The organism is Legionella tunisiensis, from assembly GCF_000308315.1.
GTDB classification, from domain to species: domain Bacteria; phylum Pseudomonadota; class Gammaproteobacteria; order Legionellales; family Legionellaceae; genus Tatlockia; species Tatlockia tunisiensis.
Genome location: NZ_CALJ01000290.1, coordinates 1 through 14,411 on the forward strand (window position 1 = coordinate 1; position 14,411 = coordinate 14,411).

Below are 14,411 nucleotides of genomic sequence, written 5' to 3' on the forward strand. Positions count from 1 at the left end.
AGAATTGGATAATACCACACCTAATGATTTTTCACGGGGGCCATCAATCACATAATTCAGGTCACACTCAGGATCGGCCACAGTTAAATTGGCTGTTTTGGGAACTTGCGCATGCTGAATCGATAAAACAGACAATACAGCTTCCAATGCGCCAGCTGCCGCAATCAAATGACCTGTTTGGCTTTTCGTAGAACTGACTGGTAATTGATAAGCACGCTCCCCAAAAACTGCTTTGATTGCATTTGTTTCACTGAGATCATTCATTTTAGTTGAGGTTCCGTGCGCATTGATGTAATCGACATCACTCGCCTGCACACCGGCATCTTGTAAAGCTCGCTTAATCGCCTGGATAGCACCATCACCATTAGGATGGGAATCAGTAATCCGATACGAACTTAACGAGTTGCCTTCACCGGCCAATTCAGCATAGATTTTTGCCCCGCGTGCCTTTGCCTTGCTCCACTCTTCCAATATTAGAAAAGCTGCACCCTCACCCAACACAAAGCCATTGCGAGTACCATCAAAAGGCCTACTTGCCGTTGTTGGTGCCTCATTATAAGTTGATAAAGCGCCTAATAGGCAGAAACTGGACAGACCAAGTGGATTAATCATTGAGTCAAAACCACCTGCCAACATATAATCAGCTTCGCCTCGGCGAATAACCTGCATAGCCAGACCTAGAGCCTGACCTCCAGAAGCACAAGCTGTATGAACGGACGTTGCATAACCCTCAATACCAAATTCCTGAATGAGTGAAGACAAGCCTGAGTTTGATGTTGTTTTACCAAAATCAACCAAACTATAAAAATCCCGGGCATTATTTTGCAATTGACTCCAATCAATCTCGCCTGTTGTTGCACAGGTTTGTTGAAATCGTTGTAGATAAGAAAACTCAGCCGTCATCATACCACTTCCGGTCACTACCCCCCAACGCTTGGCATAGGATTTCTCAGGTCGAATCCCTGCATCAGCAAAAGCTTGCTGTGCCGCATCGAGAGCATATTGGGTAAATGGCATGGTAAAACGCTTATGCTTACCAATAGCGGCCAGATTCGGTGTAAAATTTTTTACTTCCGCTGCAATATAGGTTGGAAAAGCGCTGGCATCAAATTGTCTTATCTCAGCAATACCTGATTGACCTGCCAGCAGATTAGTCCAAGTAGACTGTACGTCATTACCTAATGGCGACACGACTCCCAGACCAGTAATTGCCACGCGTCTATTTTTCATTGTTTCTTACCTTTCGCGTTCATCACTACCTCTAAAACACATACCCGCTTACCAGCAACTTCACTGCGGTAGCTTAAAACCAGCTGTTGTTCATCTTGCTGTTTGACTTTGACATAACAGACTAGAACATCACCGGGGTAAACAAAGTCACTCATTTTGATTTTACGTAACTCACTGACTTCATAAACATCGGCGAAAGAAGTCCGCTTCACAAATTCTCGTGCCAAATTCAATTTACACTCTAGCAAAACAGTCATGGGTAAAACGGGTTTGTTAGGGAAATGATCCGGAAAATAAGGAGCAGCACGAGTGACAGCTTTTACCGCACTCATGCTCACACCGGGCTCTAAAGTAAGGATGCGGTCAAAAGACATTGGGACAACACGTTTAGGGAACTCCGTGCTAAGGGTGGAGGTCGATTCCTCAGTAACCCCGCCATCCTCAACACACTGCAGCGGCCACTCACCTGGTCTATTTATCTCATTAAATTGGTGGCGCACTTCATCCCTACTTATAAAATCCGCCATAGGCAACAAAGGCCCCAAAGCCCCATCAACATTGAAAACCACTTCGTCACCGACACGAGCTACACTATGGTACTGTACTGCAGTATCATCCAGACGCTCTATAAAGGATTCCAGCAACAACGTTTCACCCACATAGGCAGGGCGATGTAGACGTGCACTTGCCACAACCCCAGCAACAGGTCTTAACGTGAACTCATTGAAAAACATGACATTCCAAGCTGCTAACTGTCCCAACGTTTCGCCAATCAAAGAAGGCATAAAGCAGGGAATTCCTTCAGTACTTGGACAAAGGTAGGTATCATCCTGCGTAATGTGCTTTATCCCCCGCACCATTTCACCAGGGGATAATTGCAGGATTCTATCAACAAATAAGAACCGCATTAGGCAACAGTTTCACAAGCGCTTTGCTCACTGACAGCAACAACAACCAGCTTACAAAAGGTTTCTACCGTAAACAGCATAGGAATTTCATTGACCTTCATATTAGCCTTGAAATGTTCTGCAGGCACCTCACTTAGATAATTCTTGAGTGCCTGCATCCCTTTTGCCGTTAATACACCGCCTTTTTCAAATTCATCTTCAGCCAAATCGCCACGAGCATTTTTCTCTAATTGGCCTCGTGGTATTTTAATAGCGAATTCTTTTTCCAACTGAAAAACCAAATCGAGAAAGTCAATCGATTCAGCACCCAAATCAGCAATCAAGCGACTGTTTAAAGAGACTTCGTCTTCGTCAATAACCAGTACGTCAGCGATAATTTCCCTCACCTTGGGGTATACGCTATCTACATTCATGTTCTATCCTCAGAGCTCACCTAGTTCAAAAAACTTCAGATTGTATCACAAACTTTTAGCACTCAGCTACGTCGATATACATCATATGTACATCACTTATACAAAACATGAGGCTAATAATAAGAATTTTCTTCGTTAACATGAAAATAAAGAAATAATGAAGCATAATTGGAAACTACTATTTGTAACCCTCGGCTTTTCTAACGCCCAAGGATTCCAGTTAATGCATAGAATAATAATAACTAGCTTATTAAGCCTGGTTTTGTTGCCTTTCTCACAGAGTTTTCCCGCCGTAGCTTTACCATCCAGCACAGCGATTAATCTACCTTCAGCCAATCAACAAAATAATGAGTTTCGCGACGCAGTGATTCAATATGTCCGTTCTATTGCTGCTTATAAACTCTTTAATGCGCAACCACCAAGCGCTCAAATACTGGATCAGCGATGGGATACACAATATGCGCATAGATACTGGTATGTCAGTGTAATCGCCTATTTTCAAGGGCAAAAGACAGGTCTGGGAACTGCGAACGAAGCCTCGTTATCCAAAACCATTGCAAAGGCAACCGAACGTGCTTTGGAACAAAACCGCTTAAAACCTATTGGTACAAAAGAATTCGCAGCATTTCGCTTCCAGGTTATTTTTGACTATCCACCCCGCCGTTATTATTCCTTCATTGAAGACAAGGGAAAAGGATTAGAATTACAAAGCAATCGCGTAGTAATACGCTATTTAGACAGCGATTTGATTCAACAACAGATTCGTTCCAGTCAGCACTACCTGCTTAACAATCTACATCCACAATTACATGGTTTTTACAAAAAATATGATGCAGCAGAAGACAAACGCAGTAACAAATTACACACCATTTACAGTGCTTCGAGTTTATATACACTTTTGAAAATTTACCATTTGAATAAAGATCCCCAGTTGGAAAAACACTTCAAAGCAATCGCTGCTTTCATACTCAATATGCAAGTCATGCAGGGAAAACAGGCGGGCGGGTTTTATTACTCTTATAATATTGATACCAAAGAAAAACTTGTTTTTGTCAGTTGGCACTACGTCCAAAACGATTTTTACACTCTTGGAACTTTATCGTTTTTATCACGATGAAGCTTACCTCACTGCCGCTATACGAGCAGGAGATTGGCTATTAACTATGGTAAAGGATGATGGTCACGTGGTATCAGGGGTTCGTTGCAAATTAGATCATTGGAATTACAACCAAAAACAATCCTTCCTTTATTCGGGGCAAGTACTCTCAGCCCTTTCTCGTCTTTACTTAACCACTAACGATCAACGTTACTATGATGCGGCCAGTAAAATTGCGAAGCACATGGCTATTGCAGCAAATAAGCAAGGTGATTTTGTTGGTGATGATTTCCGTACTCCCAATACCATATCGACCAGCTGGGTTCTCATGGCATTAATTGACTACAGTAAAATAAATAATACGCCTCTCTACCACAAGGTAATTAGTAAGGCAGCGTCAGCGATTTTAGCGAGGCAGATCCATGATCGACATGATGCTTACAACCATGGACGTTACCTTGACACGATGGCTACAAGCGGCAATGGCTGGATTAATGAAGTAATGGGTGAATTACATCAATTTTGTCTCAGCCAAGGCAGGTCTGATTGTAAGCAATACCGTGACGCCATGATCTTGACCAGCCGCTGGCTATTACAAAACGCCTACACAGAGGCCAGCAGTTATGATGTCAAAAATCCTTCTCAGGCTATTGGCGGCTTTATGCGTGATTTTGTTAGTCAAACCATACGCACAGATGCTGTATGCCATGGCGTGAACAGCTTGATTAGTTTATTGACTATGATTGGCCAACAGAATCAGCATCTGATAACACTAGCAGAAAGACCTTTTGAAGAAACTATTGGTTTATTACGTATAGGCAAGGTTCTGTGAAATAGCACTAAACATGTTAATTCTTGGCGTTTGCTAAAACCATAAAGACAGCACATTGGGGTGTGGCTCAGCCAAAATGAACATACAAATTAACCTGATCATATTAATCTGTTCAATTTGGACCTGCTAAACCAGGTCTTTGCTTCAATTCCTCAAGCCGATCGCGGAGTTTATAGTGACTACTCATAGCAAACGCCTCCTCAGGAGTAATTAACCCTTCTCTTAACGCGTGCATACCATTATCCGAAAATAGCTCATCAAGATATCCTGCATGTTCAGGCCCATTCAATATGATCTGTTCATAGGTGATTATTTCCTCTCTTAAAGCCTCTAGACCATTATCCGTGACAAGATAAGAGAAATAAACAACATTGGGTTTGTTGGTTAATAACATTTCCATAGTGATTAATTTTTCTCGTAAAGCCTGCATCCCGTTATCACTAAACAGATGAGTCAGAAACGCTGCTGTTAACTTCTTAACCTGAGCAAATCGCTCGCTTAGTGCATATATTCCGTCATCACTCAGATCCTGTCCGTATTCAACTGCGTTTATTAGCAGAAATTTGAATTGCTCAAAAGTGATTAATTTTTCTCGTAATGCCTGCATCCCGTTATCGCTAAGTAGATGAGTCAGATGCACTGCTGTTAACTTCTTAACCTGAGCAAATCGCTCGCTTAGTGCATATATTGCATATATTCTGTTATCATTCAGATCCTGTCCGTACAGATCCTGTACGTATTCAACTGCGCTTATTAGCAGAGATTTGAATTGCTCAAAAGTGATTAATTTTTCTCTTAATGCTTGCAAGCCATTGCCATTCTTTTCGCTGATGATTTCCGACAAAAACTCCTCATTATAATCATCAGAAGCCTCGCAATGTTCAAGCGTAATTAATCCTTCTCTCAGTGCCATGATGACATTGTCAATAGAGAAATAAAAAGGGGAATGATTGTCTTTCTGCTCATCCGGAACCAGTGCATCGAAACGGCGTTCATTGTCTAGACTCCAGAATTGCTGAACATCTTCAGCCATAGGCAAATCATAAACACCCTGCGCAATCATTTTTTGTAATCGTGAATCCAATTTTTTATTCTTATTCTTGTAATATAGTCATCCCAATCTTTAGCGCCACTATCCTCCGCGATCCGATGGTGTATAAAGGTATTTATTTCTTTATTGGCTTCTGAGAAATTCAATCGTTCTTTTAGGGAGAGGTTGCCAAGAATTTTTTAACAATAAATGGATTACCCTGGGTGAAAAATGATATTGACATACTAAATACTCTTGATTGATAGGCAGAAATCATAACATATTGACAGATAAAAAACCAATATAGCTGTATGCACTTATGGGAGGACATCAAAAAATAGCGACTCTCGAATCGAATGATTTTTTGAATTTAGCTGGCCAGATGTGCTTACTGCGGGCACTTAAAAGGGTTGACATATTACGGGCTGCGGTTGCTGTAAGATGAGGCCTCTCTGCGTGGTCACGCGGTTGGACGCTTCTATCGATTTAAGGCCATGGATGAAATGAGAATTCGTGACCTTAAACAGTCACTGGAAAACATCAGTGACCCTATCATTTGCAGCCAAACAACTTAAACCCTGCGCGACACAGGCGTTGTTTGGAGAGTGAGTTTCCGGCCTAAAAAATGCAAACTACCTTTTATAAAATTACCATTTTTGGTAGTTATTCTACACTCCCCCTAGAGGCAAGGTTTCCTAGGCGCTTGCGGAGCACTAACCTACGCGACTGTAACCTGCATCAACAAACAAGGTATGCCCATTAATCATTTCTGCCTCAGGTAAACACAGCAGATAAATCGTATTCGCTACATCTTGTGGCGTTAATGGTCGCGCTGACAAAGCATGAGCCTGGTATTCGTCGAGCAGCTGCTCACGGTTAGGGAAGTGCTTTAGCGCATCCGTGTCGACTACGCCAGCTGATACCGTATTCGCAGTAATGCCATATTCTGCAAGCTCAAGCGCTAACGAACGTACCAACGCTTCCAAAGCCGCTTTAGAGGCACCAATGAAGGCGTAATTAGGAATAGCCCGTTCAGCCCCCAAGCTTGACAAGGCCACAACACGCCCCCCCGCTGACATCAACTCCCGGCCTTCTGATACTAAATGATTCAAGGCCAACGCATTCGTTTCCATGCACCAGCGCCAATGCTTAGTCGACATTTTCAATGCGGGTTTTAAGACCCCGCTTGCCGCATTACTAATCAGGAAATCGAGACGGCTAAAATGGTCGCGAAATTGCGTATACATGTCTTTAACCGATTGGTGATCAGCCACATTCGCTTGTATAGCTATGGCCTTGCGTCCTAAGCCTTGTAATTCGGCTACTAAGGTTTGTGCTTCATCAGAACTATTATAATAAACGATTGCTATATCACATCCAGCTTGTGCTAATTTCAATGCGGTAGCCTTTCCAATACCACGCGCACCGCCTGTAATTAAAGCGACCCTATTAGCAAACTGCAAAGCCATTCAATTTTCCTCTCGTTTAAAAATGCCTCAAACTACAGCGAATCAGATAGCCTGTCAATCAACAGTCGATCATTCGTCATTCTGTAGTAAGATGTTCTTGTCTCTCAGGCATTAACTTTGTACCATCAGCACATCGTATTATGAGCATACCATTATCAATGAAGCATTCTTCCTGGTTCAACAGCGTTTTACCTATCGCAGCTATCTTTTCATTTCGTATGCTGGGATTATTTATGTTAATTCCTGTTTTTACCGTTTTTGCCACTCATCTTCAAGGAGCAACACCTGCTCTCATAGGTTTGGCACTAGGAAGCTATGGTTTGAGTCAAGGGTTATTGCAAATGCCTTTCGGCATGCTATCCGACCGTTATGGTAGAAAACCACTGTTAACTATTGGGTTGCTACTCTTTGCCAGCGGTAGTCTTATTGGCGCTTTGAGTCACTCGATTTATATGATGATATTTGCCCGGACTTTACAAGGAACCGGAGCAATTGGCAGTATTTTAATTGCCTTACTTGCTGATCTCACGCCTGATGAACAGCGAACAAAAGCGATGGCCGTTATTGGGATGACTATCGGCTTGTCATTTAGTCTGGCTATGGTAATCAGTCCCGCGATTACGAATCATTTTGGCTTATCAGGTATTTTCTACCTCACTACAGGATTAGCTCTCTTAGGTTTAGTTTTGCTTCATGTAGTCATACCAACACCAAAGAAGGAACGATTTCATATCGATAGCGAAGCGAACCCCTCGCTCTTCAAAGCGGTTATCCACAACAGACATTTACAGCGCCTCAATATGGGCATTTTTCCAACATCTTATTTTAACTGCAACGTTTTATGTTATTCCCATGTTGTTACAGGAACAACTCAAACAAGGCCATTTGACGTATCAATGGCATTTCTATTTGCCATTGATGGTTTTGGCTTTTATTTTTATGGTTCCTTTTATTTTACTGGCCGAGAAAAAACGGCAAATGAAGCTTGTTTTCGTAGGCGCTGTATTAATGACCAGCCTAACCCAACTCTTCCTTGCCTTTATCAACCAGCATTGGCTCTCCCTGTTTGCTTTAATGTTCATCTATTTTCTGGCCTTTAATATTCTCGAAGCAAGTTTGCCCTCACTCGTGTCTAAACAAGCCGATGTCAATAGCAAAGGGACAGCCATGGGGATTTACTCTTCCAGTCAATTTTTAGGGATCTTCGCTGGTGGAGCGCTGGCTGGGGTACTTTATCAATGGGTGGGTGAAAAAGGCATCTTTCTTGCCAATGGACTTTTAGCTCTCTTATGGTTGCTTATTTCTTTTTCTATGCAACCCAATGCCTATCTATCAACGCTCATTGTGAATTACCCTGCAAATCCGAAGGGCGGAGAAGATGAGCTAATGCAACAACTTAAAAAGCTCCCAGGCATTAAAGAGATCATGCCAGCGCCGGAAGAAAAAATACTCTACTGTCGCTTGGATAAAGCCATTTACCAAGGTGGCAGCATTGAAAAAGTATTACAGCAATTCTCCTGAAGCCCCCCAATGCCAGACAAACTCAGACTTGAATCAGTACTTATAAGATTACTTGAGTAGATTACTATTAGATTCCGATTAGATTAGTTATAATCGCTGGTCTAAACAACTTTCGCACGCAGGAGAAAAATGGCCCGTGGGATTAACAAAGTCATCTTGGTCGGTAACGTTGGTTTGGATCCTGAAGTTAGATACATGCCCAATGGTAACGCCGTAACAACCCTATCCATTGCTACCAGTGAAACCTGGAAAGATAAACAAACAGGTGATAAGCAAGAACGTACAGAATGGCATCGTGTCGTCTGCTTTAATCGCTTAGGCGAAATCGCTGGTGAATATGTGCGCAAAGGCTCTAAACTCTATGTTGAAGGCAGCCTACGTACTCGCAAATGGCAAGATCAGCAAGGACAAGATCGCTATACGACTGAAATCGTAGCCACTGATATTCAAATGCTGGATAGTAGAGGCAGCTCGGGCAATTACGACGAGATGTCACCACCTTCTGCTCAACAACAGCAAGGTACTGCAACTCGCAAGCCACAACCAGCAGCCCAATCTGCTCAAGCAGCACAAGATGCTTTTGATGAGTTGGACGACGATATTCCGTTCTAAAAGGATCTGAGAATGTATTCATAAGCCCACAAAAATGGGCTTTTTTTTATCTATCCAAAAACGTTTGGAAATGACCCAAGCTCCAATGTAGCGGTGCTGCTTGCAACCAAGATTGCAATCACCTGTTGTTATAGAGACTTGTATAGAAAATACAGGGAAATTAACATATCAACTGCGTTACTACGTGAGATCAAATTATGAAAGAAAAGAGTTATGCATTGCAAGACCTTGCTGCCCCTGATGGCATTTGCTTTGGTTGTGGTTCGAAAAACATGCATGGCCTGAGGATCAAAAGCTATTGGGATAGCGACAAGTTGCACGTTATCACAACGCACTTACCTGATGAGCGCTACACTGGTTGGCCATCGCTTGTATATGGTGGGTTACTCAGTTGTCTCATCGACTGCCATTCTAACTGGACAGCGATGGCATACCATTATCGTACCGAGGGCCGCGAAGCAGGAACACTCCCACGCATCGATTGTGTGACTGGCTCTCTTGCTGTGAAATACATCAAACCAACACCAATGGGCATTATGCTAACTCTCAAAGCGCGAGTCGAAGGGAAAGTTGAACGTAAAACTCGTGTAGTATGTGAGGTTTACGCTGGCGACACGCTCACAGCACTTGGCGACTCAGTTTTTGTCCGTGTAGATGTTGGCCATTTAGCAAAAACAGCACATAGCCTATAACTTTAATTTCCCATTTTAAAATCGTAATCCAGCGAAACGGCTGTCAATACCCTTTATAATACAAACCCGCTGTGGTAATAAAGAGAGATTAGCTTAACAATAAAAAACCCGCCTAGGCGGGTTTCATAATCTGACTTAGCTTGTATTAGATTACTCGTCAGAAGCTTCAGCTGCTTCTACGGGACGATCTACAAGCTCAACAATAGCCATCGGAGCATTATCACCTGCACGATAGCCACATTTTAAAACTCGTACATAACCACCAGGACGCTCAACATAACGTGGACCCAAAGTAGTAAACAGCTTCCCTACAGCGCTCTTAGAACGAAGTCTGTCGAAAGCATAACGACGTGACGCAACAGAATCAGATTTACTAACTGTAATCAAAGGCTCAATATAACGACGCAGTTCTTTAGCCTTTGGTAGAGTTGTTCTAATCAACTCATGCTCAATTAGAGAAGTGCACATGTTGGAAAACATCGCCTTTCTATGACTGCTTGTACGGCTAAATCCACGGCCAGAATTACGGTGACGCATGACTAAAACTCCTAATATTACTCGCCAAGATTAGCTGGCGGCCAATTCTCTAGTTTCATTCCCAAAGACAAAGAACGTGATGCTAAAACGTCTTTAATCTCAGTAAGGGATTTCTTACCTAAATTTGGTGTCTTTAACAATTCATTCTCAGTTTTCTGCACCAAGTCACCGATATAATAAATATTCTCGGCTTTCAGACAATTTGCTGAACGAACAGTCAGCTCTAAGTCATCAACAGGACGCAATAATACAGGATCAAAATCGTTTCGCTCTTTACTATCAGCGCGTGACTCTTCAAACTTCATATCAACAAAAGCATGCAATTGACGTTGCAAAATAGACGCGGAGATACGAATGGCTTCTTCAGGATCCAAAGTACCATTGGTTTGCAAATCAATCGTAAGTTTATCAAGATCCGTACGATTCTCTACGCGAGCACTGTCAACAAAATAAGCCACTTTTTTGACCGGTGAGAAAGTATTATCGATCTTCAGTTTACCAACTGATTTTTGTTCCATTTCTTCGTCAAAAGCCCTGACAAATGAATCAGTAGAGTGAAAACCAACACCCTGCTCAACTTTCAAGGTCATATTCAGCTTGCCATTCTCATTTAAAGTAGCAATAACCAAGTCGGGATTAATGATTTCCTGACCATGAGTCAACTGAATATCACCAGCAGTAACTTGACATGGGCCTTGCTTACTTAAAGTGAGGTAAGCTTCCGTACCAGTAGTCAGTTTAATAGCAACCTGTTTCAGATTCAGTAGAATATCAACTACATCCTCTTGCACCCCTTCAATGGTACTGTATTCGTGTAAAACGCCATCAATAGAAGCTTCAGTAATGGCAGCACCTGGCATTGACGACAGCAGGATACGCCGTAAGGCGTTGCCAAGCGTATGACCATATCCGCGCTCTAAAGGCTCCAGAACAATCCGAGCATGGTAGGGCGTATTAGCAAGTACTTTAAGTACAGATGGCGTCAGCATTTCGTTTATCATTCGGCTAGGTCTCCGAGCTTACTTAGAGTAAAGTTCTACAACTAAATTCACGTTATAAAGAGATGATACGTCATTTAGCGTAGGCACTGTCGCAAAGGTGCCTTTGCAAGCACTAGAGTCAACAGTCAACCAATCACAAGGAGCACGCTGTTCAGACAATGCGATAGCAGCCTGAATTCGCCCTTGCTCTTTTGCCTTCTGACGAACGGCAATTACATCACCAGGGTTAACCAAGTAAGAAGGTATATTAACCACTTGCTCATTAACCAAAATTGCTTTGTGCGCGACTAATTGTCTCGCTTCAGCACGTGTACTTGCGAACCCCATACGATATACAACATTATCCAGGCGTCTCTCAAGTAATACCACCAAATTCTCACCGGTGGAACCTTTCTGGCCTGCTGCTTTTTTGTAGTAATTACGGAATTGCTTTTCCAAAACACCATAAAAGCGTCTGATTTTTTGCTTTTCACGTAATTGTACACCGTAATCACTTAAACGTGGACGTTTATCAGCATGTTGACCAGGTTGTTTTTCTGATTTGCATTTAGCTTTGAAATCACGAACACCACTTTTCAAAAATAAATCCGTGCCCTCTCTACGGGATAATCTACATTTTGGACCAAGGTATCTAGCCATTAAAAACTCCTGAATCTTATACGCGACGTTTCTTGGGCGGCTTACATCCATTATGGGGTATGCCAGTCACATCAGTTATCTCTACAATCTTAAAATCCTGTGATATCAATTCACGAATAGTTGATTCGCGACCTGGTCCAGGACCATGCACAAATACAGCAACAGATTTCATGCCATACTCTTTCGCTACCTGAGACGCTCTCTCTGTAGCAATTTGTGCAGCATAAGGTGTACTCTTTCGGGAACCACGGAACCCTGATCCACCAGCAGTTGCCCAGCATAAAGCATTACCTTGACGATCTGTGAAAGTCACAATGGTATTGTTAAAAGAGGCATGGACGTGGACTATACCATCATTTACGACGCGTTTTACCTTCTTTCTTACTTTTTGTTGCTTTGCCTTAGTTATAGCCATCTTTATTTCCTACATATAAATTAGTTACTGCTACCTTTACGTCGGCCTTTTCGGGTACGCGCATTTGTCTTAGTGCGTTGACCACGCAGCGGCAAACCGCGACGATGTCTAAGTCCACGGTAACAACCCAGATCCATAAGTCGTTTTATATTCATCGTAATAACACGACGTAGGTCACCCTCAACCGTCATCTTTGCAATTTCAGTACGTAAAGCTTCTAGTTTTTCTTCACTTAACTGAGATACTTTTGTTGACGGATCAATGCCAACTGCTTTACATAAATTAATCGATGTAGTTTTGCCAACTCCATAAATCGACGTAAGTGCAATCACGATATGTTTGTGATCTGGTATATTTACACCTGCAATACGAGCCATTAATCTCTCCGAACGTTATTTTTTGCTCTGTCAGGAAGGGACAGAAGAATACTATTATAATGAACCAAAATCAAGCAAGGATTTTAACCTTGCTTTTGCTTATGCCTTGCATCTTTACATATAACGCGGATAGTACCTTCACGCTTAATTATTTTGCAGTTGCGGCAGAGGCGCTTTACTGATGCTCTAACTTTCATTAATAACTCCGATAATAATCATAAAAGACCGGGCAACTTGGTCCCTTTAAAATTGGCTTTCTTCATCAAAGAATCATATTGTTGTGTCATAAGATGAGCTTGCACCTGGGCAACAAAATCCATAATTACAACAACAATAATCAACAGCGAGGTTCCACCAAAGTAAAAAGGCACATGCCAGGTATACATTAAAATTTGTGGCAATAAGCAAACCAGTACCAAGTATAGCGCGCCAACCAAAGTTAAACGCGTCATAACTGAGTCAATGTATCTGGTTGTTTGCTCTCCTGGACGAATTCCAGGAATATAAGCACCAGATTTTTTCAAATTATCAGCTGTATCCTTGGGATTGAATACTAATGCAGCATAAAAGAAAGCAAAAAACAAAATAGCTGCAGCATAAATAATCAAATATAACGGTTGGCCAGGCGAAAGAGCCATACCTATATCTGCTAACCAATCCATTCCCTTTCCTCTTGCAAAAAACTGTGCAAGCGTAGCGGGTAAAAGAATAATACTAGATGCAAATATGGGCGGGATGACCCCAGACATATTAATTTTCAGTGGCAAATGGCTTGTTTGAGCAGCATAAACCTTACGGCCATGAGTCCTTTGTGCATAGTTCACCCGAATGCGACGTTGTGCTCTTTCCACAAAAACAACAAACCCAGTTACCGCAACCACAATCACTGCAACCAAGATTAAAGTAAGCGCTTGCATTTGCCCTTCTTTAACTTGCTGCAATACCGATGCAATCGCGTTCGGCATACTTGAAACAATACCGGAAAAATAATCAGTGATATTCCGTTACCCACACCTTTTTCAGTGATTTGCTCTCCCAACCACATCAAAAACATCGTGCCAGTTACTAAAGTAACTACTGCGGTAAAATAGAAGAGTAAATCAGCCTGTAGTGCTATTTGCTGACCCGCTAACCATCTGGCCATACCCAATGATTGAAATACAGCAAGAATCAAAGTGAGGTAACGAGTGTATTGATTAATCTTTCTCTTGCCAGACTCCCCCTCCTTCTTCAATTGCTCCAGCTTAGGAGAAACAACTGAAAACAGCTGAATAATAATTGAGGCAGAGATATAAGGCATTATACCAATAGCAAATACAGTTACCCGGGATAATGCACCACCGGAAAACATATTGAACAAACCAAATATTGTATTCTGTTGTTCACCAAAGAAGTTAGCTAACTTCTGAGGATCTAGTCCAGGAACAGGTATATGAGCACCAAGTCTGTAGACCAAGATACCAATTACAACAAACAGCAATCGCGATTTAAGTTCTGCCAATCCACCGCGGGATTGGCTAGCAGTTTGCCTTTGGTTATTCATAATCACTCTTCAACGCTGCCACCTGCCTGCTCTATTGCTGCGCGTGCACCTTTGGTAACACGTAAGCCTTTAAGCTTCAGGGGGATATTAACTTCA

At 42.2% G+C, this 14,411-nt stretch carries 17 protein-coding genes and 2 pseudogenes; 6 read left to right on the forward strand and 13 right to left on the reverse strand.

The features are described 5' to 3' along the window. The 3 genes from BN58_RS17160 to BN58_RS17170 form a co-directional block, all read right to left on the reverse strand. Positions 1 to 1,230, reverse strand: a 1,230-nt coding sequence (locus tag BN58_RS17160) for a beta-ketoacyl-[acyl-carrier-protein] synthase family protein (RefSeq protein ID WP_019217887.1), incomplete at its 3' end; no start/stop codon positions are given. Next, complete coding sequence (locus tag BN58_RS17165) at positions 1,227 to 2,138, reverse strand: hotdog family protein (protein WP_019217888.1); 912 nt, start codon at positions 2,136 to 2,138, stop codon at positions 1,227 to 1,229. The genes BN58_RS17165 and BN58_RS17160, both read right to left, overlap by 4 nt. After that, a complete protein-coding gene (locus tag BN58_RS17170; RefSeq protein ID WP_019217889.1) occupies positions 2,138 to 2,551 on the reverse strand; it encodes an acyl carrier protein in 414 nt (137 codons plus the stop codon). The genes BN58_RS17165 and BN58_RS17170 overlap by 1 nt, the downstream gene beginning before the upstream one ends. Before the next feature lie 223 nt (positions 2,552 to 2,774). Here BN58_RS17170 and BN58_RS17175 point away from each other — a divergent pair, with 223 nt between their 5' ends. Both BN58_RS17175 and BN58_RS17180 read left to right on the forward strand, forming a co-directional pair. Next, positions 2,775 to 3,668, forward strand: coding sequence for a hypothetical protein (locus tag BN58_RS17175; RefSeq protein WP_019217890.1), 894 nt, complete (start codon positions 2,775 to 2,777; stop codon positions 3,666 to 3,668). After that, positions 3,640 to 4,479, forward strand: a complete 840-nt coding sequence (locus BN58_RS17180; protein ID WP_019217891.1) for a glycoside hydrolase family 76 protein — start codon at positions 3,640 to 3,642, stop codon at positions 4,477 to 4,479. The genes BN58_RS17175 and BN58_RS17180 overlap by 29 nt, the downstream gene beginning before the upstream one ends. 112 nt (positions 4,480 to 4,591) lie before the next feature. On the opposite strand, the gene BN58_RS17185 is transcribed toward BN58_RS17180, so the two are convergent. After that, positions 4,592 to 5,542, reverse strand: a complete 951-nt coding sequence (locus BN58_RS17185; RefSeq protein ID WP_019217892.1) for a hypothetical protein — start codon at positions 5,540 to 5,542, stop codon at positions 4,592 to 4,594. Between the two features lie 680 nt (positions 5,543 to 6,222). Further along, positions 6,223 to 6,978: an enoyl-[acyl-carrier-protein] reductase FabL gene (gene fabL / locus BN58_RS17195; RefSeq protein WP_019217894.1), complete on the reverse strand. Its 756-nt coding sequence runs from the start codon at positions 6,976 to 6,978 to the stop codon at positions 6,223 to 6,225. 233 nt (positions 6,979 to 7,211) lie between these two features. Here fabL and BN58_RS35080 point away from each other — a divergent pair. The 4 genes and pseudogenes from BN58_RS35080 to BN58_RS17210 all read left to right on the forward strand — a co-directional run. Then, positions 7,212 to 7,847: pseudogene (locus BN58_RS35080) on the forward strand (MFS transporter); the annotation flags it as partial. Next, on the forward strand, positions 7,831 to 8,499 hold the full coding sequence (locus tag BN58_RS35085; protein ID WP_232220741.1) for an MFS transporter: 669 nt from the start codon (positions 7,831 to 7,833) through the stop codon (positions 8,497 to 8,499). The pseudogene BN58_RS35080 and the gene BN58_RS35085, both read left to right, overlap by 17 nt. A 129-nt stretch (positions 8,500 to 8,628) precedes the next feature. Continuing rightward, entirely contained in the window at positions 8,629 to 9,111 is a 483-nt protein-coding gene (ssb, locus tag BN58_RS17205) for a single-stranded DNA-binding protein (protein ID WP_019217896.1), read from the forward strand. Positions 9,112 to 9,308: 197 nt separating this feature from the next. Continuing rightward, the gene (locus BN58_RS17210) at positions 9,309 to 9,803 is read left to right on the forward strand and encodes a PaaI family thioesterase (RefSeq protein ID WP_019217897.1); all 495 of its coding nucleotides are present in this window, start codon (positions 9,309 to 9,311) and stop codon (positions 9,801 to 9,803) included. A gap of 150 nt (positions 9,804 to 9,953) precedes the next feature. Here BN58_RS17210 and rplQ read toward each other — a convergent pair whose 3' ends face one another. The 8 genes and pseudogenes from rplQ to BN58_RS26705 form a co-directional block, all read right to left on the reverse strand. Further along, positions 9,954 to 10,340 carry a 50S ribosomal protein L17 gene (gene rplQ / locus BN58_RS17215; protein ID WP_019217898.1) on the reverse strand — a complete coding sequence of 129 codons (387 nt, stop codon included), beginning with the start codon at positions 10,338 to 10,340 and terminating at the stop codon, positions 9,954 to 9,956. 17 nt (positions 10,341 to 10,357) lie between these two features. Beyond that, positions 10,358 to 11,341, reverse strand: coding sequence for a DNA-directed RNA polymerase subunit alpha (locus tag BN58_RS17220; RefSeq protein WP_040916731.1), 984 nt, complete (start codon positions 11,339 to 11,341; stop codon positions 10,358 to 10,360). An 18-nt stretch (positions 11,342 to 11,359) separates the two neighbouring features. Continuing rightward, the gene (gene rpsD / locus BN58_RS17225) at positions 11,360 to 11,980 is read right to left on the reverse strand and encodes a 30S ribosomal protein S4 (RefSeq protein ID WP_019217900.1); all 621 of its coding nucleotides are present in this window, start codon (positions 11,978 to 11,980) and stop codon (positions 11,360 to 11,362) included. A gap of 16 nt (positions 11,981 to 11,996) precedes the next feature. Next, positions 11,997 to 12,395 carry a 30S ribosomal protein S11 gene (gene rpsK / locus BN58_RS17230; RefSeq protein WP_019217901.1) on the reverse strand — a complete coding sequence of 133 codons (399 nt, stop codon included), beginning with the start codon at positions 12,393 to 12,395 and terminating at the stop codon, positions 11,997 to 11,999. A 20-nt stretch (positions 12,396 to 12,415) separates the two neighbouring features. Continuing rightward, positions 12,416 to 12,772: a 30S ribosomal protein S13 gene (gene rpsM / locus BN58_RS17235; protein ID WP_019217902.1), complete on the reverse strand. Its 357-nt coding sequence runs from the start codon at positions 12,770 to 12,772 to the stop codon at positions 12,416 to 12,418. A gap of 83 nt (positions 12,773 to 12,855) precedes the next feature. Further along, a complete protein-coding gene (gene rpmJ, locus BN58_RS30215; protein WP_082646647.1) occupies positions 12,856 to 12,969 on the reverse strand; it encodes a 50S ribosomal protein L36 in 114 nt (37 codons plus the stop codon). Positions 12,970 to 12,987: 18 nt separating this feature from the next. After that, positions 12,988 to 14,315: pseudogene (gene secY / locus BN58_RS26700) on the reverse strand (preprotein translocase subunit SecY). A 2-nt stretch (positions 14,316 to 14,317) separates the two neighbouring features. Further along, positions 14,318 to 14,401 carry an uL15 family ribosomal protein gene (locus BN58_RS26705; protein WP_456297462.1) on the reverse strand — a complete coding sequence of 28 codons (84 nt, stop codon included), beginning with the start codon at positions 14,399 to 14,401 and terminating at the stop codon, positions 14,318 to 14,320. Positions 14,402 to 14,411: the final 10 nt, after the last annotated feature.